13 protein-coding genes are annotated in these 23,748 nt (G+C 70.2%); 7 read left to right on the top strand and 6 right to left on the bottom strand.

Annotation, left to right across the window (positions count from 1 at the left end):
• Positions 1 to 148: 148 nt before the first annotated feature.
• The 3 genes from AAIB33_RS12775 to AAIB33_RS12785 all read right to left on the bottom strand — a co-directional run bounded on the left by AAIB33_RS12775 (position 149) and on the right by AAIB33_RS12785 (position 6,482).
• On the bottom strand, positions 149 to 1,219 hold the full coding sequence (locus AAIB33_RS12775) for a DUF916 domain-containing protein (protein WP_345800337.1): 1,071 nt from the start codon (positions 1,217 to 1,219) through the stop codon (positions 149 to 151).
• 79 nt (positions 1,220 to 1,298) lie between these two features.
• Complete coding sequence (locus AAIB33_RS12780) at positions 1,299 to 1,940, bottom strand: hypothetical protein (RefSeq protein WP_345800338.1); 642 nt, start codon at positions 1,938 to 1,940, stop codon at positions 1,299 to 1,301.
• A 330-nt stretch (positions 1,941 to 2,270) separates the two neighbouring features.
• On the bottom strand, positions 2,271 to 6,482 hold the full coding sequence (locus AAIB33_RS12785; RefSeq protein WP_345800339.1) for a beta-L-arabinofuranosidase domain-containing protein: 4,212 nt from the start codon (positions 6,480 to 6,482) through the stop codon (positions 2,271 to 2,273).
• Between the two features lie 242 nt (positions 6,483 to 6,724).
• On the opposite strand from AAIB33_RS12785, the gene AAIB33_RS12790 reads away from it, so the two are divergent.
• Positions 6,725 to 9,427, top strand: coding sequence for a LamG-like jellyroll fold domain-containing protein (locus tag AAIB33_RS12790; protein ID WP_345800340.1), 2,703 nt, complete (start codon positions 6,725 to 6,727; stop codon positions 9,425 to 9,427).
• Between the two features lie 415 nt (positions 9,428 to 9,842).
• Here AAIB33_RS12790 and AAIB33_RS12795 read toward each other — a convergent pair whose 3' ends face one another.
• Together AAIB33_RS12795 and AAIB33_RS12800 are read right to left on the bottom strand one after the other, a co-directional pair.
• On the bottom strand, positions 9,843 to 12,728 hold the full coding sequence (locus AAIB33_RS12795) for an immunoglobulin-like domain-containing protein (protein ID WP_345800341.1): 2,886 nt from the start codon (positions 12,726 to 12,728) through the stop codon (positions 9,843 to 9,845).
• 20 nt (positions 12,729 to 12,748) lie between these two features.
• Complete coding sequence (locus AAIB33_RS12800; RefSeq protein WP_345800342.1) at positions 12,749 to 16,234, bottom strand: family 43 glycosylhydrolase; 3,486 nt, start codon at positions 16,232 to 16,234, stop codon at positions 12,749 to 12,751.
• Positions 16,235 to 16,435: 201 nt separating this feature from the next.
• Between AAIB33_RS12800 and AAIB33_RS12805 the strand changes: the two genes are divergently transcribed.
• The 4 genes from AAIB33_RS12805 (at position 16,436) to AAIB33_RS12820 (ending at position 22,070) form a co-directional block, all read left to right on the top strand.
• Positions 16,436 to 19,435, top strand: coding sequence for an immunoglobulin-like domain-containing protein (locus AAIB33_RS12805; protein WP_345800343.1), 3,000 nt, complete (start codon positions 16,436 to 16,438; stop codon positions 19,433 to 19,435).
• Between the two features lie 231 nt (positions 19,436 to 19,666).
• Positions 19,667 to 20,623, top strand: coding sequence for an oxygenase MpaB family protein (locus AAIB33_RS12810; RefSeq protein WP_345800344.1), 957 nt, complete (start codon positions 19,667 to 19,669; stop codon positions 20,621 to 20,623).
• A gap of 12 nt (positions 20,624 to 20,635) precedes the next feature.
• A complete protein-coding gene (locus AAIB33_RS12815) occupies positions 20,636 to 21,478 on the top strand; it encodes an NAD(P)-dependent oxidoreductase (RefSeq protein ID WP_345800345.1) in 843 nt (280 codons plus the stop codon).
• Between the two features lie 4 nt (positions 21,479 to 21,482).
• On the top strand, positions 21,483 to 22,070 hold the full coding sequence (locus AAIB33_RS12820; protein WP_345800346.1) for a DUF1992 domain-containing protein: 588 nt from the start codon (positions 21,483 to 21,485) through the stop codon (positions 22,068 to 22,070).
• A gap of 124 nt (positions 22,071 to 22,194) precedes the next feature.
• Here AAIB33_RS12820 and AAIB33_RS12825 read toward each other — a convergent pair whose 3' ends face one another.
• On the bottom strand, positions 22,195 to 22,689 hold the full coding sequence (locus AAIB33_RS12825) for a gluconokinase (protein WP_345800347.1): 495 nt from the start codon (positions 22,687 to 22,689) through the stop codon (positions 22,195 to 22,197).
• Between the two features lie 99 nt (positions 22,690 to 22,788).
• Here AAIB33_RS12825 and AAIB33_RS12830 point away from each other — a divergent pair, with 99 nt between their 5' ends.
• Positions 22,789 to 23,313, top strand: a complete 525-nt coding sequence (locus AAIB33_RS12830) for a hypothetical protein (RefSeq protein ID WP_345800348.1) — start codon at positions 22,789 to 22,791, stop codon at positions 23,311 to 23,313.
• 36 nt (positions 23,314 to 23,349) lie between these two features.
• Positions 23,350 to 23,745: a hypothetical protein gene (locus AAIB33_RS12835; protein WP_345800349.1), complete on the top strand. Its 396-nt coding sequence runs from the start codon at positions 23,350 to 23,352 to the stop codon at positions 23,743 to 23,745.
• Positions 23,746 to 23,748 lie beyond the last annotated feature (3 nt).

Below are 23,748 nucleotides of genomic sequence, written 5' to 3' on the forward strand. Positions count from 1 at the left end.
CGGGCGTTGCCGACGATCGCTGACCACATCGTAAGCGGTGGCGGCGATCCGATCCGGCCATTCCGCCATGGTGGGGACGCGGGCGCGGCGCCGAAGCGCGGTCAAGGCTCCCGCCCGGATGGATGCCGCTCCGGCGCACATCGCCGCCTCACGGCGCGGGGACCGTCGTCGCCGCGTCCTTGCGGCCCTCCTCCCGCGCCTGCTCGAGCAGAGTGTCGAGCTTGCGGCGGGATCGGATGCGGTTCCAGAGGATCGCGAGCACGATGAGCGCGATGCCCGCGAGGAGGATGAGCTGCGGCCAGGGGATGGCCCACGCCACCGTGGTGGCCTGCACGGGATCGAGGTCCTGCGTGCCGCCGTCCATCGTGGCGGAGGTGGCGTTGAGCGTGACGGTCGTGGGAACGACGAAGGTCGGCCAGACACCCTTCACGAGCACGGTGATGGTGCGCTCGTCGCCCGGCAGCAGCTCCTGCGGGCTCTCGCCTTCAGCAGGGAAGGAGACCGTCTGACCGCCCGCCTCCACGACGCCCGCGGCGAGGATGCGCGTGTTGCCGTCGTTCGACACGTCGAAGGTGACCGTGAGCTCACCGGGGCGGATGGGATTCCACGACGTCGCGTACGACGTCGTGATGTCGGCAACGGAGGCGGCGGGCGTGATCTCGCCCTTCACGCGCGTCAGCACCCGGAAGCCGACGCGGCTCTCGACGCCGACGCTCGTGCCGTCCTTCGCGGACTGGACCGACAGGACGGATGCCGTGATGCCGGCGGCGTGATCGCCCGGCTCGGCGTTGCCCGGAACCTCGATGGTGAACGGCACGATCGCCGTCTGGCCCGCCGGCACCGTCACCGTCTCGGGCATCGTGATCCACGTGCCGGCATCCTTGGACTTCTCGTCCGCCGAGAGGATGTCGAAGCGGCCGCCGCGTGTGTAGTACCCGTCCGCGGCCGTGAGCTGGAAGGTGACCTCGTTCTCCCCCACGTTGCGCACGGCGAAGCGGTCGTCGGCGCTCGCGCCGGGGTCGAGCTCGAGCTCGACCGCCCGCCGCCCATCGGGACCCGTGGCGTCGGACGGCGTGACCGACCACCGCACGGGCGGAGGGGCGGTCGGGTCGTCGGCCGCCACGGCGGGCGTCGCGGAGAGCGCGGCGAGGGCGAAGACGGCCGCGAGCGCCGCCCCGGCCCGGGCCAGGACGGATGAGCGGCGGGTGAGGTGCAGCACGATCGGATTCCAAACGTCAGGGTCGGGGCCGTGAATCACGGCCCCGACCCGATTTCAACACAGACCTGATGCGGTCAGCTCAGATCTGGTCCTCCCACAGCGAGAGGGTGAGCTTGGCCGAGTAGGTGCCCGGGGTGACGTCCTTGGGCGTCTTCAGGGTGAGGTCGGCGTTCGCCTTCCACTCGCCCTGCGGGTGCGCCGTGGTCGCGTCCCACGCGATGGCGAGGAGGTCCTCACCGGTGCCGATGCCCGTGTTGCTGGGCGCCTGGCTGTTGGGGTCCTGCGGGTCGAGGACCGTGCCGACCGGGCCGCCCTCGGTGACCTCGCCGTTGGCGTCGGTGAGGAGGTGCGGGGTCCAGCCGAGGTGGCCCGCCGTGATCTTGGCGCCGCCGGCGGTGGCGAAGTCCGACGTCTTGCCGGTGACGTACCAGTAGGTGTTCGCCGGAACCTCTTCGCGGTCGTCGGTGACGGTGACCGTCGGGAGGACACCGTCGAACTGGCGGATGTCGGCGTCGCCCGAGTCACCCTCGGTCAGCGTCGTCGACGCCTGGTCGACCGACAGGGTCAGGGCGCCGACAGGCGGCAGTGCCTCGATGGTGACGTTGACGTCGACATTGTCGTTGTCCATCTCGTCGGCGATGGCGGCACCGGCCGCGCCGAGAAGCAGCAGGCCGCCGAGCGCACCGGCGGTGGTGCGGGCGATGAGTGCTCGCTTGTTCATTCGTTTCTCCAGTTCTCGGCCGGATCTCCATCCGGTCCGGATTCGGCGAGCGACCGGGCCGTCCGGTCGTCGGATCTCGCGGGGCGTCAGCCGAGGCTGAGCGCGGACCGCTCGGGATGAGTCGCCGTCGGCGCGGAGACGACCGCGCTGACGACGAACGATGAGGTGGCGCTGCAAGCCCGGCGCTGGGGCGATGCGGTCACGTCGCCGCACCGCGGGAGGCGGCGGAAGTGGGTGAGCATTTTGCACCTTTGCTCTGGATCCGGCAGTGGACCGATGGGCTCTTCACGCGATGTTAGCGGGAACTGTTAGCGGAAACAACCCCCTCGATCAGCCGCAGGAAAGGGTCGGGATGCGGGCTGCCACAGTCGTGGAGACAGCCTTGCCGTCGACTGTCCCCGACGCCTTCACGGATGTCTCGCCGGCGGGCAGAGTCGCCAGACGCGTCGTGAAGGCCTGCGACGTGGTCTTGCCGGGAGCCAGCTCTGCGACCTGCTTCGCGCCGTACGGCGTGGTGATCGCGAGGGCGACGCGAACGGTGGACGTGTTGGTCACCTGCACCGACACGACCGCCTTGCCGGCCACACATCGCGCCAGTGCCTCCGACGTCACGGTGAGCGGCGGCGCGGGCTCCTCGCGGACGATCTGAACGGTGTAGGTCGCCGACGTCGTGTGATCCTGCGCCGTCGTGCGCAGCGTCAGGACGGTCGGCTGATCGCCCGCCTGCAGCGGCACCGTGCGAGGCTTCGTGTCGTCGATCAGGACGTCGCCCACGTAGACCAGTCCGCTCGGAACAGCAGGGTCGGCGTCGAACGTCGCGGACGAGGCATCCTGAGGCACCGTCACCGTGTAGGAGTACACGCCCTTCGCCAGCGACGGCGTGAGCCGGCCCCCGTCGAACGACAGGGCCGAGAGGTCGGCATCCGTCGCATACGTCGTCTTCGAGGCGGTGTAGACGCCGTAGACGCCGCCGACATAGCTCGTTCCGTTGCCCTGGAAGCGCACCGTCACGACGGGGATCTTCTGCCCCTTGGCGTCGAGCACGTAGGCGCCCGTGGTGTCCTTCTTGTAGCTGTCCTTCGCGGCGATGCCGGAGAGGATGGATGCCGGGATCTCGTCGTACTGCACGTACCACGTGGTCGAGCCCGCGGCGTTGGTGATCCGCTCGTGCTTGAGCAGCACGTCGTTGACGTAGACGTCGAACGTGCGTCCGTTGTCGCCGCCGAAGTACCGCACGCCGAGGTAGTTCTTGGGCAGCGACGGGTCGACGACCATGTCGTACTGGAAGTACGCGTCGGTGGCGATCTGGCCGTCGCGGTAACCCTGGCCGAGCCACACGCCGACGCCCGACTTGTTGAACCTGTAGTTCTTGCCGGCCTCGCTGTTGTTGTCGTCGAACGACGTGAGCGAGTCGATCGTCGTCTCGGAGATGCGCAGCTGCTGCTTCTCCTTGAGGATCTGCGCCTGCGACTCCGGCGAATCGGGCTGCACGAGCGTCATGTACAGCGCGTAGCGGGCGTTGTAGAGGCTGTAGTACGGCTCGAAGGTGAGCGCGGCCGACTTCGAGTCGACGTTGTGCAGCGTGAATCGCATCGTCGTCATGCCGTTGTTGTTCGGGCCGTTCGGGATGCGCTCGAGATTCGACGCGATGCCTGCCTTCCACTGCGCCGCGTCGTCGACCGTGATGTTGCCGTTGAGCGACTTGTCGGCCGTGCTCATCTGCACGAGCACTCCCGCCGTGTAGCTCGCGTTCGCGTTGACGCGGCTGAGCTCGGTCGCCAGCAGCACGGGGCCGTACTTGAAGGCGACCCAGTTCGGGTTCTCGGTGCCGGCATCCACCCACACCTTCGCGGGCAGCTTGTAGGTGAGCGTGTCGCCCGCCGCGACCACGACGGAGATGTAGCCCGCGCCCGTGAGCGGTGCGACATCCTTCACGACGCCGTTGACCGTGAGCGTGGGTGTCGCCGCGACCCACGACGGCACGCGCAGCCGCACGGTCGTGCCGGCGGGCAGCGCTCCCCCGTCCACCGAGGCGACCGTGAACGTCGCCGTGTCGGTGTTCGGGATGTCGGCCGTCTGCGTGAGCTTCAGATTCTGATCGGCCGAGGTGTAGACCGACGATCGGAACATGTTGACGTAGACCGACGTGTCGTCCTGGAAGTAGATCGAGTCGCCGAGCTTCGTGAAGCTCTCGATGCCGGTGCCGTGGTCGCACCAGAACTGGTCGAGCGGCGTGCCGAAGATCTTCGCGTAGCCCGCCGTCTGCGGCTGGAAGTACGTCACCATGCCCGTCTCGGGGTTCTGCGAGGCGAGGATCGTGTTGATGTAGGTCGACTCGTAGTAGTCGGCGAACTTCACGTCCTTCGTCACCTGGAAGAGGAGCCGGCTGAGCTTGAGCATGTTGTACTCGTTGCAGCCCTCGACGGTGGAGTTCTCGCCGTAGCCGCTCGTCGTGCCGTTGGTGGCGTCGGCGTAGATCGTGTCGGCGGCGTGGAAGTGCTCCGACTGGCTGTTGCCGCCGCCCGCATACGTGTGGTCGCGGATGACGATCTCCCAGAACTTCTCCGCCGCCGTGCGGTACATCGGCAGGGCCGCCTTCTCGGCCGCCGTCAGCGTCGCATAGAGGTCGGGGTTGTCCATGAAGACCGTGTAGCGCTTGAGGGCGCCGACGAGCTTCGGGATCGTCGTGTTGGCGTGCTTGCCGTTGAGCACGTCCTGCCCGTTCGCGAGCTGCTGGAAGAGTGTCGTCTCGTCGAAGTACTCGGCCGCCCGCTTGTGGTTCGGGTCCTTCGTGATGCTGTACAGCTCGTACAGCGCCTCGTTCATGCCGCCGTACTCGGTGGTGAGGATGGATGCCGGGTTGGCGAGGCTTCCCGCCCAGTTCTTGACCCACGTGCCGAACGCGGCCGCGACGCTGCGCGCCTTGGTGGCGACGGGAGCCGGTGCGTACTCGTAGGCGTCGAGGAGGCCCGCGAGCACCTTGTGCAGGTTGTAGAACGGCACGAGCAGGCCGCCCCCGCCGTTCGGCAGCACGCTGATGCTGAAGGGGGCGACGAAGCCGGCGTTCCCGGGGTTGGCCGCCGCATAGGCATCCTGAGCCTTCTTGAGACCGTCGACCGCGGCCGTGAGCTTCGCGAGCAGCTGCGCCTTGGTCGCGCCATCCGTAGCCGTCGAGTACGCCTGCGAGAGCGCCGAGATGTAGTGGCCGAAGAAGTGGCCCTGGAAGCGGGTGCCGCTCGTGGCCTCCCACCCGCCGTACCCCGAGGTCGTCGTCGGGGTGAGACCCGCCTGCACGTACCAGGAGTAGAGGAACTTCTCGGGGTCGAGCGAAAGGAGGTAGGCGACGGTCTTGGCGTTGGCGTTCTCGAGGTAGTCGTCCTCGACGAGCACGTTCTCCAGGCCTGCCTCCTCGAGATAGATGGACGGGGTCGTCGCGCCGACGGGGGTCACGCTGACCGGGAAGTTCTTCGTGACGGGGGCGCTGCCGCCGTAGCTGACGGAGGCTGTGAGGGTCACGGTCGACGCCGTCGTGCCGGTCGGCCGGGTGACGTGCGCGTCGCCGCCCGAGGTCGAGATGACGCCGGAATTCGACGAGGCCCACGTGATGGCGCTGCCACCGGCTCCCTGCACGGGCAGCGTGAAGTCGGCGTCGGCGGTGGTCTGCACCGAGAGCGCGTCGGCGTCGGACCGGGCGACGGTCGCGGGATCGAACGACGGGTTGCCGCGCTGGGTCAGGGTGACGACGTCGGTCGTGCTGGCGACGCCGTTGTAGAGCGAGTAGTCGTCGAGCAGGCCGTTGAGGTGCGACCCGTTGTAGCTGGGGCCGTTGTACCCCAGGGTCTTCACCGACGTGCTCTCGGAGCCCAGCACGCCGGACGCCGTGGCGCTGACCGGATACTTCACGGTCGCGGTCTGACGCACGCCGTTGCGGTAGAACGTGACGACCTTCGTCGTCTTGTCGTACGTGACGACGATGTGCGTCCACTGGCCGGCGGGGAAGAAGGTCGCGCGCGGCGCGTCGACCGCGACCTTGTAGGGCTGGCCGCTCGAGGGGCCGACCGAGAGCGCGAGTGACGACGTGTCGCTCTCCGACGTGAGATACCAGCCGTCGGAGTTGTAGACGGTCTTGCTCCACGCGAAGACCTGCTCCCCCGTCATCGTCGCGTTCGGCTTGTACCAGAACGAGACAGTGAGGTCCTGCGGCTGCAGGTACGCGGCGGTGCCGAGCTTCAGCGCCGTCGATCCGTTGAAGTTGAACGCCTGTCCGCGGACGCCCGTGCCATAGGCCGCGGCGCCCTTCTGCAGGCTTACGGGGGCGGCGTTCGGGCCCGCATCGGTGAGGCTGCCGTCGAAGCCCAGATCGAGGACCTTCTTGCTCTCGATCGACAGGTCGGCAGCAGAGGCGGCGGTGGGTGCGACGAAAGCGAGACCGGCCGCGGCGACGACCGAAGCGGTCGCCACGGCGACGGCCCGCCGGACGGCACGGAGGGAATGACGGCGGGATGCCGTGGGCGCGCCTAGTGCGCTGGTGCTGTGTGTCATGGTGAGGGCTCCTTCGTCCCTGGGCACTGCTGCGTGCCCCTCGCGACCCGTGGCCGGCCTGCGCTGTGTTAGCGCTCACCCGAAAAGCCGCACTCGCATTGTTAGCGCGCACTCATCAGGCGTGTCAAGGAAACGAACACACTCGAATCTTCATTGCCCTTCCACAACGTGAGCGCTAACATCGCGCTCGAGGCGCATGCGCTCTGCGTGCGGCATCCATCCTGAACAGCAAAGGAGCTGGAGTGAGACTCACGCCCCCATCGACCCCGGAGGGCTTCGCGCCGCCGCCCTCCCCCCGCCGGCTGCGCTCCCTTCTCGCCGCGACGGCCGGCACCGCGCTCGCCATCGGCGCGCTCGTGCCGCTCGGCGCGAGCACGGCATCCGCCGACTCGACCGTCCCCGCGAGCGGCCTCCTCGCCGAGTACCTGTTCGACGAGACGAGCGGGTCGTCGGTGCCGAACACCGCCCCCGGATCCGTCGGGCCCGCGACCGTCGTGAACGGCACCGACAGCCTGTGGACCGGGTCGTCGCTCGTCTTCACCGGCGGCGCCAAGACCAGCACGTCGGCGAGCTGGGTGCGGCTGCCCGACTCGCTCCTGAGCGGCAAGACGTCGGCCACGATCACCGTCGAGACCAGGTTCGACGCGTCGATGAAGAGCAGCTTCAACTTCCTCTGGAACATCGGCAACGACGCGACCACGCAGTACTACTTCGCCTCGGTCCGCGACACCGCGCGCACCGCGATCACGACGGCCTCGAACGGCGGCGAGGTCAATGCGCGCAGCGCCACGGGCCTCGATGCCAACCGCTGGTACAGCCTCACGTCGGTCATCGGCGGCGGACGCATCACGTTCTACGTCGACGGCGAGCAGGTCGGCTCGGCGGCGACGACGCTCACCCCGGCATCCATCACCAACCAGAGCCTCAACGCGATCGGGCGCTCCCCCTGGCCCGACCCGATGTACAAGGGCGAGGTGTCGACGTTCCGCGTGTACGACCGTGCGCTCACGGCCGCAGAGGTGGGAGCGGTGTCGAACGCGGATGCCGCGCTGCACGCCTCATCGTTCCAGCAGGCCGCGCAGGTCATCGCCGACGGCGTCGCGAATGTGACGATCGACGAGGGCACGACGACACTCCCGAACTACGGCGGACGCGTCACGTGGTCCTCGAGCGACGCCCGCCTCGCGGTCGGCGCCGACGGGGTCACCGTCACCGCGGCGCAGCCGGCGGCGGGACAGGCATCCATCACCACCGCCCTCACCGCGACCGCGACCGTGCGCGGCACGAGCGTCACGCGCCAGGTGCCCGTCACGATCCAGCCCGTTCCCGGCGTGGACACGCCCTACGGCTACGTCATGGTGCACTTCATCGAGGACTCCGCCGGCTACGCCGAGAAGATCTACCTCGACGTCTCGCGCGGCGACAACCCCGAGTACTGGGACCCGCTCAACGGCGGCAAGCCGATCCTCGCGTCGCAGCTCGGCACGACCGGCGTGCGCGACCCGTACCTGACCTACAACCCCGAGACGAAGACGTACTACATCATCGCCACCGACCTCCGCGTGTTCGGCGGCGACGGCGGCTCCGGCAGCTGCACCTCGTGGTGCTACTGGAGCTCGAAGGGCAGCACGAAGCTCAACGTGTGGGAGTCGAAGGACCTCGTCTCGTGGAGCGCCCCGAAGCAGTTCGACGTCGCCGTCTCGGGCGGCGCGAAGGTCGCCGAGCTCGGCATGGCGTGGGCGCCCGAGGCGACCTGGGTGCCGAACTACTACGGCGACGGCCGGGGCGCGTTCGTCCTGTACTGGTCATCGAACGTCTACGCCGACGCCGCGCACTCGGGCTCGTCGTACTCGCGCATCCTGTGGGGCGCGACGACCGACTTCTCGCAGGGCACCTACCAGTACGGCGGCACGTTCATCGACGCCGGCGGCAACACGATCGACACGACGATCATCCAGAACGCCGGCAAGACCTACCGCATCACGAAGGACAACTCGGCCGGCAAGGGCATCTACATGGAGTCGACGGCGGCCGCCGAGTGGTGGAAGCCCGCGGCGACCTGGACGCGCCTGCAGACGGCCATCGGCGCGGTCTGGGCGGGTGGCAACGCCGGCGGCGTCGAGGGACCCGCGGTCTTCCGCCGTCACGGCGAGGACAAGTGGTACCTGTACGTCGACGTCATCCCCTCGACCGGGTACCGGCCGATGCAGACGACGAACCTCGACGCCGGCTGGTCGCAGCTCGTGAGCAGCAGCTTCTCCATGGCGCCGAGCACGAAGCACGGCGGCATCGTCGGGATCACGCGCGGGCAGTACGACACGATCCGGTCGGCGGACGCCGCGGCGGCCGTCGCGAGCGACCTCGGCTCGGTCTCCGTGACCGAGGACGCGTCGGGTGACGCGATCCGGACTGCGCTGCCGGCGACCGCCGGCGTGACGCTCGCGTACAACCGCGGCACGGCGTCGCGGCCCGTGGACTGGAACCTGTCGACAGTGGATGCCGCGACCCCCGGCACCTACGACGTGACCGGCACCGTCCGCACCATCGGTGCGAACCTCAACCAGTGGGCCGGAGCCGGCGGGTCGACGGCATGGAACGCTGCCGACCGAACCCTGTTCAGCTCGACGGCGATCACCGTGAAGGCGAAGGTCGTCGTGACCGCCGCACCGCTCCCGGTCACCGCCGTCGCCGAGACGCGGTGCGTCGCGGGCAAGGTCGTGCTCAGCGTCAAGGTGACGAACGACGGCGCTTCGCCGGTGGCGCTGGCGGTGAACACCGCCTACGGCACGAAGTCGGTGGCATCGCTCGCACCGGGCGCATCGACGTCCGCCGCGTTCACGACGCGCGCCGTCTCGGTCACGGCCGGATCGGCGGACGTGACGGTCTCGGCCGGCGGCGCGACCGTCCACGCCACGGCCTCGTACGCCGCTGCCAGCTGCGGCTGATCCCCCGGCTGGATCGGACGGCCCGCGGTCTTCGGACCGCGGGCCGTTCGGCGTTTCGGGGGCTCGCGGCTCGCGGCTCGGGCCTCGTGGCTCCCGGCTCGCGCCTCGCGGCTCGCGGCTCGCGGCTCGCGGCTCGGGCCTCGTGGCTCGCCGGGGACCGTGGGGGCGGTCGGACGGCCATCGTTCGTGAGGTCGCGGACCCCGGGCCTGCCGGCCAGGAAGTTCGGGGTTCCGTTCTGCCGAAACCAGGCCGAGTCACTGCAATCGCGACGCCGAGTCACCGCACATCGCGATCCCGAACCCGCCGGCAGCCACGACGGCCCTCGGGGAAGGGGTCACGCGGCGCGAGACCGACCGCCCGGGCATGCACAAAGCCGGGCGCGACCGATGTCTGCGCCCGGCTTCGTGGTCCGGGTCAGCCGCAGGCGGCGGCGGGGTACGGGAGCTGCTTTGACACCGAGACGGGCTTGCCGTCGATCGTGGCCGTGGCGGTCAGGGCGATCGAGCCTCCCCCGATCGAGACGGCCTTCGTCGTGAAGCTCGCCGAGGCGGAGGTGCCGGGCGCGACCGCGAGCGTCTTCGCGCCGAACGGCCCGCTGAGGGCGACGGAGACCGCGACGTCGTCGGTGTTCGTCACCGTGACGCCCTGCACGACCTTGCCCCCGACGCAGCGGGAGACGACCGACGCCTCGACGCCGAGCGCGGGGGCGGCCGCGACCGACACCGTGAAGGTCGTCGCGATCGTCGGCGCCGCGTCGAGCGCGACGGTCACGGTGCGCGTCCCCGGTGTCGAGGAGTCGAAGCCCGACAGCGTGTACTCCCGAGCGGCCAGCACCCGCGTCGAGCCGGCCGCGGTCGTCGCGGTGACCTTCAGCCCGTCCGCCGCGAACGCCTCGCCGACGGTGTACTGCGTCTTGGCGGGAGCGGCCGTCACCGCGATCGAGGTGACCTTGGTCGCGGCATCCCCGAATCGCTGGCTCAGCCGGTCGTACTCGCTCTGGGTGACCGGCACGATCGTGCCGTGCCGCTTCAGGACGGCGTCCCAGCTGATGTCGGTTCCCACCGACCACCCGCCTCCCGCCGTCGTCGGCGCGGTGCTCGACAGGTCGGTCGACCGGAATGCCATGTACCCGGTGCCGGCGCTGTAGCGGTCGGCGATGAGGCCCCACGTCGGCACCTTCTGGCCCGATGCGTTCGCGACCCGATCATCGGCGTTGTACTCGAACAGCTCCGGACCCTCGAGGCGTGCGCCCGAGTAGTTGTCGGTGCCGAAGATGTCCCGGAGGGTGCTGACCTTCTCCCAGCCGCCCGGGTTGCTGTCCAGAGCGGTTGGAGCCACCGTGACGGCGTACGGGTTCGTGCTGCGCTCGAGCGTGATCTGGCCGTCGCCCGAGGCGCGGTAGAAGACCCCGTCGACCTCGATCATCGTCGTGTCGATGATCGAGCTCGTGCGGTCGATCCACTTCACGGGATCGGAGAACGTCACGAAGTCGCGGGTCGTGGCGTAGTACATGTTCATGTAGTCGCCGTACGTGTTGCCGAGGGGATCGGATGCGCCCGCCCCGGTCGACGACGCCCAGTAGACGAGGTACTGCCCGGTCGCCGGGTCGTAGGTCGCCTCCGGCGCCCACGCGTTGCCCGCCTGCGGGATCTTCGACGCGACGTCGACGAGCCGCGGGGCCGACCAGGTGACGAGGTCGTTCGACTCCCACACGACGAGGCCGCGGCTGCCGGGATTGTCCGGCGTGAAGCGCCAGCCGTACTTCGCGGTGCTCAGGTCGGTCGCGATGAGGTAGAACTTGTCGCCACCCGGCCCGCGCACGAGGAAGGGATCGCGCGCGCCTGTCTCACCGACCGTCGACTGCAGCGCGGGCTGCTCGCCGTTGAGGTCGGTCCAGGTCGCGCCGTTCTCGCTGGCGGCGAAGTAGATCTGCTCGTTGATCGCGGCCGGCGATCGGCCGGCGGTGAAGTGGGCGAACAGATAGGCGGCGGTGTCCTCGGGCTCGGGGAGCGCGCGGACGGTCGCCGAGAAGGTGCGCGTCGCGGTCGTCCCGGCGACCGTGGCGGTCAGGGTGACGTGCGCGTCGGGCTGCCCGTAGGCGGGCCGTGTCACGAGGCCCGGTGCGCGGCCGCCCTCGGGCGTGGTCGAGATGACGCCGGCGGGGCTCGACGTCCACGTGATCGCCGACCCGTAGGTCGCGCCCGCGATCGGGATGGTGAGGTTGTCGCGCACATCGCCCAGCCCGCTCGCCCCGCCGATCGCGATCGCGTCGAGGTCGGCCTGCGCACGCCCGTCGGCTCCCGGCAGCGCCGCGAGCGTGACGGCGAAGGTCCGGGTCGCGGTCTTGCCGCGCACGGTCGCCGTGGCCGTCAGCGTCGCCGACGGGGTCGCTCCTTCGACGCGGTGGATCGTGCCGTTCGGCTCGACGACGGCAGCGTTCGACGTCGCCCACGTCACCCCGCCGCTCGTCGGCAGCGTGAGGTTCTGCGAGACGGCGGACAGATCGCCGAGGGCGATCGCGTCGACCGTCTCCTGCGCGGCGGACGCGGCATCCACTTGGGAGAGCGTGCTCACCTCCGCGCCGGTGAGCGCGCGGTCGTACAGCCGGTACGTGCTGATCGCACCCGTGAACTTCGGGTCGGCGGCGTAGGCCGACGCCCCGATGAGGTTGTTCGTCTGCGTCGCGAGGTCGGCGACGCCCGTGGCCGAGTCGCTCTTTCGCGCGACCTCGACGCCGTCGACGTAGAGCACGAGCGTCGACGTCGTCGCACCGGCGTTGGGCGCGATCGTCACGACGACCGACTGCCATTTCTCGGCGGTGAAGGCCGACGGCGCGGTCGCGGTCTGCTCCCCGCTCCAGTTCGTCTTGGAGATGGATGCCCGGTGCCCCGGCGTGTGCAGGAAGAACTGGCCTGTCGCACCCTCCCCCGATCCGCCGAGGTTCCAGACGAAGTTGTTGCCGGCGAGGGTCGCCGCCGTCGGCTTCATCTCGACCGCGACCGTCGCCGCGGTCTTGCCGGTCAGGAGGCCGTTCGGCAGCTTCACGTAATTCGCGCCGGTGAACCGCATGGCGCCGTGATCCCACGCCGTGCCGCCGGTGACCGTGCCGTTCTGCGCGCCGTCGGCGGTCGCGGCATCCGTGAGCACCGTCCCCGTCGTCTCGGAGAAGTCGTAGGCGGCGATCAGGCCGTTGGCGGCGACGCCGTCGAGGGGCCCTGCCGCCGTCGACGGCTGGGCCACCCCGACGATGAGGGCTGCGCACGCGGCGCCTCCCAGGAGCGCTCGCGTGCGCAGCTTCATCGTTTCTCGTCCTCTCCGGCTCAGCCGCAGACCGTCTGCGGGTAGGCCACGGTCTGGCTCGCCGACAGCGTCTTGCCGCCCACCGCCGCGTGCGCGTCGACCTTCACGCTGCCGGACGGCATCGTGCCGAGGCGCGTCGTGAAGGCGTACGAGACGCTCTTGCCGGGCGCGAGCGACGACGTCGACTTCGTGCCGTAGACGGTCGTCGTGTCGAGGGCGAGCGCGACGTCCTCGGCGTTGGTGATCGTGACGTTCTGCACGACCTTGCCCGTGACGCACCGGGCCGTCGTCGTCACCGTGTACGCCAGGTCGGGCGCGGCCGCGACCGTGACCGTCGCGGTGACGGTGCGGTTCGCCGGCGCGACCTCCTCGCTCTCCTCCATGTCGAACACGGGGAGGCCGTCGGCCGCCCAGTGCACGCGGCGCACGAACATGTCGCGACCCGAGAGGTTGTTGTGGTCGGTGCGGGCGTGGAAGACGTAGATGAGGTTGTCGTCCTCGTCGTACGACCACATGCCGTGCCCGGTGCCGAGCTGGTAGGAGCCGTTGAACAGGCCCGACTTCTGGATCGGGTAGTTGAGCTTCGCCCATGCCGCAGGGTCCGTGAGGTCGGCGCCGGAGGTGGCCGTCAGGAGACCCGTCGTGTACGTGTCGCCGACGGTCGAGCCCGAGTAGATCAGGAAGAGCTTGCCGTCGTGCGCCTGCACGTTGGGACCCTCCGCGATCGTGTTGTCCCACGCGTACTCCGGCACGCCGATGCGCACGGGAGCCGACGTGAGGCGCGTCGGGTTGGCGGGATCCATCTTGGCGATGAACAGCGCACCCACCATCTGCCACACGTAGTACGACTGGCCCTTGTCCTGGAAGTACGTCATGTCGAGCGAGATGTTCTGGATGGGGTTCAGGATCGAGCCGTCGGTGCGCAGCACCTTCTGCGGCTTGGTCCAGTTCGAGGGCACCGCCGGGTCGAGGTCCTCGCCCTGCGCGTCCTGCTTGAGCTGCATGATGCTCGCACGGCCCGTCCACATGTCCGGTGCGCCGTTCGTGTTGTAGCAGGGCATGAACAGGATCGACAGCCTGCCGCCGATGACGTGGAACTCGGGAGCCCAGAAGCAGCCGGTCATGGCCGCGCCGTCGGCGTCCGTGTCTCCGCGCTTGAGCAGGTCGATCTCGGTGTTGCGACCGGCGGCGATCGCGGCGTCGGAGAGGTCCTCGATCGTGTTCGCGATGCGGATCGGCATGTGCGCCGAGCCGATGTTGTTGCCGCGCAGGTCGTCGGTCGCGATCATGAGGAACTTCGTCGTGCCGTTCCAGTCGTAGCGGAACACCGAGGGGTCCGCGCGCTCGTCGGCGAACGGCGTCGGGTACTGCGGCTGCTTCACGGCACCGGTCACCTGGTAGGTGCCGGGCTTGGATGTGTCCACGGCGGCGAGGGAGGCGGCATCCCACGCGATCGCCCGCGTCGCCTTCGTGCCGTCGTCGTACGACAGCTCGGCGCGCTTCGGCAGGTCGGCCGCCGAGAAGGCGTCGCCCTGCTCGAGTGCGACGCCATCGAGCGCCGTGACGCCCGTGTTGGCGATGCGGCCGAAGCGCACCTTCAGCGCGTCGACGACGTTCTTCGCGACGGCGATGGAGTTGCCCGACGCGTAGTTGGGAACACCCGTGCCTGCGTTGCCGGCATTGCTGCCGACCGTGCCGCGGAGCACCGCACCGCGCGTCGAGGCATCCGCGAGGTCGCCGAAGGTCGTGTAGTACGGCGCGCCGGCGTCGGAGGTCCACGACACGACATACCGGCGGGATGCCGAGTCCCAGACGACCGCGGGCTCGTTGACGCCGCTCGTCACGCCGAGGTTCACGAGGCCGACTTCTTGGTAGCTCAGCAGGTCGGCGCTCTTGGCGAAGAGGAGGCTCGAGGCCTGCGTGCCGTCCGACGCCCCACCGCGGGCGGTGCGGGTCGAGACGATGCCGTAGCTTCCGTCGGCGAGGTAGAAGAGGTGCGGGTTGCGGAGGCTGCGGATGATCGAGTCCGTCGTGCCGCTCGCCGGCGGGGTCGTGGAGGTCTTGGCGAAGAAGATGCCGTAGTTCTCGTTGAGCGGCGTCCAGCCGGTGCCGTTCTCGAGTGCCAGGTGCATGCTCAGCGCGACGTCGGCGTTGTTGGCCTCGCCGACCGTCGTGGCGGTGCGGCTGTACGCGAGCAGCTGCGACGTCGTCGCGGCGGGCAGCACGCGCACCGCGAAGGCGCGGTCGGTCGTGGCCGCCGTCGCGGCGTCGGTGACGCGGACCGTGATCGTCGAGTCGACGGGCTGCGCCGACGTCGTCGCGATGGTGTCGGTGACGGTCACGCCGCCCGTCGCGCCCATGACGGCGATCGTCGTGCCGTCGGGCGCCGCGGGCACAGCCGTGCCCGACTCGAGGACCGCGGGGATCACGAAGCGCTGAGCGAGACGCTCCACGCGCTGCGCCGCGGTCTCGGTCGACGGGAGCACCGTCACCGTGATCGTCTTCGTCGCCGTCACGCCGCGGACATTCGCGGTCGCCGTGAGCTGCACCTGCACCGAGGGCTGTCCGGCGAGCGGAGCCGTGACCGTGCCGTCGGTCCCGACCACGGCGGGGTTGCTCGAGGCCCACGTGACGCGCCCGTTGGAGGTCGGCAGGTCGATGTCGGTGCTCGTCTGGATGTCGGCGAGGTTGAGGCTCGTGAGGATCGCCTGCGCCTGCGCCTGCAGCTCGGAGGCGTGGGCCTGCGCGTCGGCGTTGGAGACGTCGGCGATCTCGGCGGCGCTGAGCGCGCGGTCGTAGACGCGGAACGACGAGATCGCGCCCTGGAACAGCGGGTCGGGCCACGGGCCGCGCGCGATCGCGTTGAGCGACTGGTCGACGACGTTCGCCGGCGTCACGGGCATGGCGCCCTGCGCGGCGCGCACGCCGTTGAGATAGAGGGATGCCGTGCCCGAGGCGCCGTCGACGACCGAGACCACGTTCACCCACTGGTCGGCGGTGACGCCGCACGACCCCGACTGGATGAGCCGCTCGGTGCCGCCGGACTTCAGCCCGACGAGGGGCGAGCGACCCGACGCGCAGTTGAGCGACGAGAAGAAGTACTCCGTCGCGGACGAGTCGTTGCCGATGTTCCAGAGGAAGTGGAAGCCGCTCAGCGACGTCTGCGAGGCCTTGACCTCCGCGACGACCGTCGTGGACGTCTTGCCGGAGAGGAGGTTGTTCGGCAGGCGCACCCAGTCGCCCGTCGAGGTCTTCGCCCCGCCGCGGAGGGTCAGCGATGAGCCGGTCCAGTCGGAGGCCTGGAGGTTCTGCACCGTGGCGTCACCGAAGGTCGAACCGGGCGCCGAGTTGGGCACGGAGGTGCCGGACGTGCGGTTGAAGGTGTACTGGGCGATGAGGCCCTGGTCGGGCGCGGCGGCCTGGGCGCTGGTGACGCCGAGCCCCAGGACCATGGCGCCGATCGCGGTGGCCACGAGGGCGACCTTGCGCGGGGGGAACAGTCTCATTCCACTCTCCATCAAGTGTCTGAACATCGTCGGACAGGCTGTTAGCGCTCACGTTAGCGGTAACTAGTTTCGAAAACCACCCGCGAAATTCCCTTGACACGCATCCGCTGTGACTTCTAGCGTGGGATGCCACCCTGGATGTTCTCGGTAACATCCCCACCAGCGCCCCGAGGGGCCGACGAGGACTGCGCGAAGACGCACATGACCGACGCGACGGCGACGTCGATGCTCGGCGGTCGTCGTGTCGCCGCAGCCGCGAGAGCGAGGCACGAGCGCATGCGAGCGCGCACCAGATCCCGATTCCTGTCGAGAGGCACCGCGGTCGCGACCGCCACCGCCCTCGCCCTGGCCGGCGCCGTCGCCCCCGCGACGATGGCGAGCGCGGCCATCGATGTCGCACCGCTGATCCACTACACGTTCGACTCGACGTCCGGCACGTCGATCCCCGATGTGAGCGGCAACGGCTACAACGCGACGCTGCAGCAGTCCGGCGCGACGTTCCAGAACGGCGTCCTGACCCTTCCCGGCGGCGCGCGGGGCACCGGCGCCTACGTCGACATCCCCACGGCGGGACTCGTCGGCAAGAAGGACCTGACGATCTCGACCTGGATGTCGAACAAGTCCGGCCCGGCGAACCTCGCCGCCGCCTTCATCGGCGCCCCCGTCGCCTCGGGGGCCTCCTACTCGTCGGCCTACTGGCTCCTCAACCTCACCAACCCCAGCGGCTACGTGAAGTCGGTCGTGACCAACACGGCCAGCGCGACCGCGCCGTGGTCCACCGAGGTCGGCGCGGGGTCGTCGAACGCTCCGACCACGGGCATCAAGACCCCGGCCGGCATGTCGCTCTACACGACGGTCATCGACGGCACCAACGGCCAGCTGCGGACGTACGTCAACGGCACGATCGTCACCACGACGACGATCGCCCGCAACGTCTCGTCCTTCGGCTCCTCGCTCGTGTCGTACCTCGGGCGCTCGACCTACAACGACCCCGCCTGGAACGGCGACGTCGACGACTACGCCGTCTACGGCCAGGCGCTCGACGCCACGAAGGTGCAGCAGCTCTTCTCGGACGAGGCGCTCGACCGCGCCGTCGGCTCGGTGACGGTCCCCGCCACCGCGACCGCGAGCTTCACGCTCCCGACGTCGACGTACGGCACGACGGTCTCGTGGGCCTCGAACAACGCCGCGATCGCGGTGAGCGGCGGCGCGGCATCCGTCACCCGTCCTGCCGCCGGCCAGCCCGACGCGAGCGTCACCCTGACGGCGACGTTCACCGCCGGCGGGCAGACCCGCACCAAGACGTACGTCGTCACAGTGCCGGCCGACGTCTCGGACGCCACGAAGGCGCAGCAGGACATCGACGCCATCGCGATCGCCAACATCGACGATGTCCGCACGAACTTCTCCGTGCCGACGACCGGTGCGGCGGGATCGACGATCAGCTGGGCCGTGACGAGCGGCGGCGACTTCGCCTCGCTCCGCGCGGGCGTCACGGCGGGGTCGACGACCGTCGACGTCAGCCGCCCCACGGGAAGCACCGCGGCCGACGTCGTCCTCACGGCGACGGCGACCAACGGCACGGCCACGCGCACGCGCGAGTTCCGCGTCACGGTGCAGCCGCTGCCGGGTGCGACGGACGCGACCGAGGCGTACGTGTGGGCCTTCTTCACGGGTGAGGGCGCGGGCGCAGAGCGCGTCAGCCTCGCCGCCTCGAAGGGCAACGACGCACTCGCGTGGAACACCCTCAACGGCGGCCAGCCGCTGTTCACCTCGACGCAGGGCACGACGGGTCTGCGCGACCCGTTCATCATCCGGTCCCACGAGGGCGACCGGTTCTACATGCTCGCCACCGACCTCAAGGTCGCGGGGCTCGCGGGCGGCTTCACGACCGCCCAGATCTCGGGCTCGCGCTACATCGAGGTGTGGGAGTCGGACGACCTGGTGCACTGGTCGAACCAGCGCCACGTCAAGGTGTCCTCGGACTTCGCCGGCAACACGTGGGCGCCCGAGGCGTACTGGGATGCCGAGCTCGACACGTACGTCGTGTTCTGGGCCTCGAACCTGTACCCGACGGCGAACACGGCCGACCGCACGGCCGTCACGTACAACCGCATGATGTACGCGACGACCGACGACTTCGTGACGTTCTCCGAGCCGAAGATCTGGAGCGACGTCAAGCGCGGCAACGGCCTGGGTCTCATCGACTCGACGGTCGCCAAGGTCAATGACGTGTACTACCGCTTCACCAAGGACGAAGCGTCGATGACGATCCGCCAGGAGAAGTCGACCAACCTGCTCGCCACCGAGAGCGGCACGCTCCCGGGCACGACGGGACCGGCCGACCAGTGGACGCTCATCAAGGAGAAGGTCGCCACGGGCCTTCCCAACGGCGAGCCGGGCGGCGTCTACTCGAGCGGTGAGGGACCGAGCATCTTCCCCGCCAACCCGGGCGACGTCAACAACATGAGCTGGTACCTCTTCATCGACCAGCCCGACTATCACGGCGGACCGAACCACTACATTCCGTTCGGCACGACGGACATCACCAACGGCGACTCCTGGCTGCCCTTCGGCGCGAAGCTGCGCGCCAACCTCCCGCAGAACTCCGACGGCGGCAAGCCCCGCCACGGCACGGTCATCCCCGTGACGCGCGCGGAGTACCAGAAGGTGCTCGAGGCCTACGCGCCGGCGATCGCCGTGACGTCGGTCGGCGCGCTGGCGGCGACCACGAAGGAGGGCGTCGCCCCGACGCTCCCCGCCACGGCGCTGCTGACCAAGAAGGACGGCTCGCAGGAGACGGCCGCCGTCACGTGGGAGACGGTCGCCCCGTCGAAGTACGCCACGGCGGGCACCTTCACCGTGAAGGGCGTGGCTCAGGATGCCTCGCGCCAGCCGGTCGAGGCGACCGTCACCGTCGAGACTGCCATCACCGTCTCGGTGACCGCCGAGACGCGCTGCGTCGCCGGCAAGGTCGTGCTCTCCACGGGGCTCGCCAACGGCTCCGCGACGCCCGTCGACATCGCGGTGACGACCGCCTACGGCACGAAGTCGGCGACCCTCGCGGCCGGCGCCTCGACGTCGTACGCGTTCACGACGCGCCTCGCGTCGACGCAGCCGGGCCAGATCAGCGTGACCGCCACCGCCAACGGCGCCACGAAGACCGTCACGGCCTCGTACGCCGCGAAGGCGTGCAGCTGACGCGCACGGTCTGAGACGAGAGGCCCCGCCGGAGCGATCCGGCGGGGCCTCTCCGCGTCTGCGTCCCGCCCCCGTCCTCTCGTCCGAGCGTCCGTAGCCCGTGCTTTCGCCGAGCGCCCACGGTACGCACTGCGCGGAACACGGGCGCTCGGCGAGAGCACGGGCTCTGGCTGAAAGGTCGGCGGGGCCTCTCCGCGTCTCGTGCCTCTCCGCCCGTGCGACGCTGGAGGCATGCATGCGACCAGGACCGTGGATGCCGCGCCCCGGCGCCGCGACCCGCTCGGCCCCCTGCGCAGGCGGCTGCTGACCGCGGTGTCGGGTGACCCCGAGGGCTCGCCCGCGTGGGTCCGCGCGCTCGAGGACGGCGACGACGCCGGCTACTTCCCGGAGGACGGCGCCGCCTGGACCGTGCACGAGGGGCCGGCAACCTTCGTCGCCGGCATCCGCGCGCTCCTCCTCCAGGCGCTGCATCCGGGCCCGCTGGCCGGCGTCCACGACTGGTCGCGCTATCGGGAGGATCCGCTCGGACGCCTGTCCGGCACGGTGCGCTGGATCCTCTGCCTCACGTACGGCTCGCGCGCGCAGGCCGACGCCGAGACGGCTCGTGTCGCACGGTTCCACTCGCGCGTCCAGGGCGAGTACGTCGACGGCGCCGGACACGTCCGCGATTACACGGCCGCCGATCCGGGCCTGTCCGACTGGGTGCACCTCGCCTTCACCGACGCGTTCCTCACGTGCCACGAGACGTGGGGGCACGGCATCCCGGGCGGTCCCGACGCCTATGTCGCCGAGTGGGCTCTCGCGGGCCGGCTCATGGGCGTCGAGCATCCGCCGACGTCGAAGGCCGAGCTGCGTGCGCGCATCGACGGCTATCTCGCCCGTGGCGAGCTGCGCGGCGATGAGCGCGTCCACGAGGTCGTGCGCTTCCTCCGGCGCCCGCCGTTCCAGGGTCGTCGGATGGGCGTGGGCTACCGCCTCCTGTTCGCATCGGCCGTCGCGACGATCCCGCGCCGGTACCGGAGGCTGCTCGGCGTACGCCGCGCGCCGCTTCCCGTCGTCACCACGACGCGCCTCGGCCTCGCGCTCATCGACCGCGCCCTGAACTCAGGCGGTCCGCGGGCGAACGACCGGGCCCGGGTGCGGCTCCGTCGCCTGGAGCGCGGCGGCCCCGATGGCCTGGGCGCATGACAGGCTGGAATCATGCGCATCGCCCTCACCGGTTCGTCCGGAAAGCTCGGTACCGTCGTCGCCCGTGAGCTCCGCGCGTCGGGACACGACGTCGTCGGCCTCGACGTCGTCGGACCCCGGGGGCCCGGGTTCCTCCAGGTCGATCTGACCGACTACGGCCAGGTCGTCGACGCCCTCACCGGCGTGCGCGGCAAGACCGGCGGGTTCGACGCCGTCGTGCACCTCGCGGCCATTCCCGCCGACGGCATCCGCAGCGACATCGCGACCTTCCGCAACAACATCCTCACGACGTTCGACGTCTTCTGGGCCGCCGTCCGGCTGGGCGTGCGGAAGATCGTCTACGCGTCGAGCGAGACGGTCCAGGGTCTGCCGTTCGACATCGACCCGCCCTACATCCCGGTCGACGAGGAGTATCCGGCGCGCCCCGAGTCGGTCTACTCGCTCGTCAAGCACCTCGAGGAGCAGCTCGCGATCGAGCTCGTGCGGTGGCATCCCGATCTCTCGATCACGGCCCTGCGCTTCTCGAACGTCATGAACCCCGACGACTACGCCGAGTTCCCGTCGTTCGACGCCGACGCGACGCTGCGCAAGTGGAATCTGTGGGGCTACATCGATGGCCGTGACGGCGCGCAGGCGATCGAGAAGGCACTGGATGCTACACCCGGCTTCGACCGCTTCATCATCGCCGCCGCCGACACCGTCATGAGCCGCCCCAACTCGGAGCTCGTCGCCGAGGTCTTCCCCGATGTGCCGCTCAGGGGCGACCTGGGTGAGCACGGCACCCTCCTCTCCATCGACAAGGCCCGGCGCGTGCTCGGCTTCGACCCGCAGCACTCCTGGCGCGACCACGTGTGAGGCCATGACCGACGATCCCCGCGAAGCAGCCGAGCGCTACCGCCTGGAGAAGTGGCAGCGCGAGCAGGGGCTGGACCGGGATGCCGAGCCGACGCCCGGGAACGCGCCCGGGACCGGGCCGCAGCGGGGTTCGACGGCGGCCGATCGGGCCGCGTTCGTCGAGACGGCGATCCAGCAGGCCATCCGGCGGGGCGAGTTCGACGACCTTCCGGGCGCCGGCAAGCCGCTCGAGGGTCTCGGCGATCGGCACGACCCGGACTGGTGGATCCGCCGCAAGATCGAGCAGGAGCAGCTGCGCGGCCTCGGGCCCCCCGCGCTCATGCTGCGCGTCGAGCACGCGGAGCTCGAGTCGCGGCTCGACGACCTCTCGCGCGAGACCGAGGTGCGGGAGTACGTCGAGGACTTCAATCGGCGCGTGATCGAGGCGCGCCGGCAGCTCCTCGGCGGCCCGCCGGTCGTCACGCCGACCCGCGACGTCGAGACAGAGGTGGCGGCGTGGCACGAGCGCCGCGACTCCCGCCGCCGCGCCGAGGCCGAGGCCCGCACCGCCGAGACTCCCCCGCCGCGGCGCTTCTTCCGCCGCCGCCGCTGACCCGGTCGCCCCGGTGCGAAACCGTCCCGCATCTCGGCGGGCTGTGACGACACGCGGCGGTTTCGGTCGCCGGAGGCCACTCCCGCATCAGACAGCCGAGATACGGGACGGCGGACGCGCCGCGTCAGGGGGTGGCGAGCCAGCGGGAGAGGATGCGGCCTGCGATCTCGTCGGGCGTCAGGGCGATGTCGACGACAACGCCGTCCTCGTCGGGCTGCAGGGGCTCGAGCGTCGCGAGCTGCGAGTCGAGGAGCGTCAGCGGCATGAAGTGGTCGTGGCGGGCGCCCATGCGCTGGGCGAGCAGCTCGCGCGAGCCCTCGAGCTCGGCGAAGAGCACCGGGCCGGCGTGCTCGCGGATGACGTCTCGATACGCGCGCTTGAGCGCGGAGCAGGCCATCACCACCCGCTCGCCGGAGTGCTTCGCGATCGTCTCGCCGACGGCGCGGAGCCACGGCATCCGATCCTCGTCCGTCAGGGGGATGCCGGCGTGCATCTTGGCGACGTTCGACGCGGGATGCAGGTCGTCGCCGTCGATGAACGTCGCGCCGGCGCGCTCGGCGACCTCCGCGCCGACCGTCGACTTGCCCGACCCCGAGACTCCCATGACCACCAGCGACATCGCGCCCCTCCCGACCCGTCCACGGTAGCCCACCGCGGAGCGCGTCGACCGTCCCCGGTAGGCTCGCGGCATCCGTCCCTCCGACCTCCGGGAGCATTCGTGTCCGCACCCGCCGACAGCGTGCCCGACGCCGACTTCGCGGCCCGCAGCCGCCGCGCCGACCATCTCAAGGAGCGCATCTACCTGACGTTCGCCGCTCTCGCGGTGCTGCTCGCGATCAATTTGCACGGGCATCCCGAGCCGGTCGACGCTCTTGTGACGCTCCTGGTGACCGTCTTCGGAACGCTCCTCGCCGTCTTCGTCGCCGACGTCATCTCGTTCGTCGTCGCGCACGAACGGGCGATGGATGCCGATGAGCGCGGCCACGCGGTATTCGCGAGCTTCGGCACGCTCAGCGCCGTGACGGTGCCCGTCATCCTCCTCCTGCTCGCGGCCCTGGGCGTCATGCAGATCGACACCGCGATCCGGGCGTCCATCATCGTGCTGGTCGCCACGCTCGTCGTGATCGGATGGGTCGCGGTGCGCAAGGTCCCCCTGAAGTGGTGGCAGCGGCTGATCGCGCTCGGCGCCGAGGCCGCCCTCGCGCTCGGCGTCGTCGCCCTCCAGCTCGCAGCGCACAGCTGACGCAGTACGCTTCGGGCAGGCAGCAGAGGAGAGGCCATGCGCACGAGACCCGCCGGCGGCGTCGTGCTCGTCGGCGTGCTCGCCTGGATCTCCGGCATCCTGCAGCTCTTCGCGGGCGTCTTCATGCTCATCGCCGGAAGCCACCCCGTGACGGGGTGGCTGCACCTGCTGGTGGGCGTCGTGACGTTCCCCGTGTGCCTGGGCATCTTCCGGGCCCGCGGCGCGGCGCGGGTCGTCGTGACGATCGTGTTCCTCTTCGAGATCGCGGCCGTCGTCTTCGCGCTCACGGATCTGCGCTTCCTCGCGACGCCCGCCGTCACCGCCGCCGTGCTCGCCGTCTTCGGGCTCGTACTGCTGTACACGCCGTCGGCCAATGCGTCGTTCCGGCAGGCGACGGCCCAGCGGCGGGGGCGGGCTGCGCCCGCTCGATAAAGT

Source organism: Microbacterium sp. AZCO (genome assembly GCF_039614715.1).
Classification (GTDB): Bacteria; Actinomycetota; Actinomycetes; order Actinomycetales; family Microbacteriaceae; genus Microbacterium.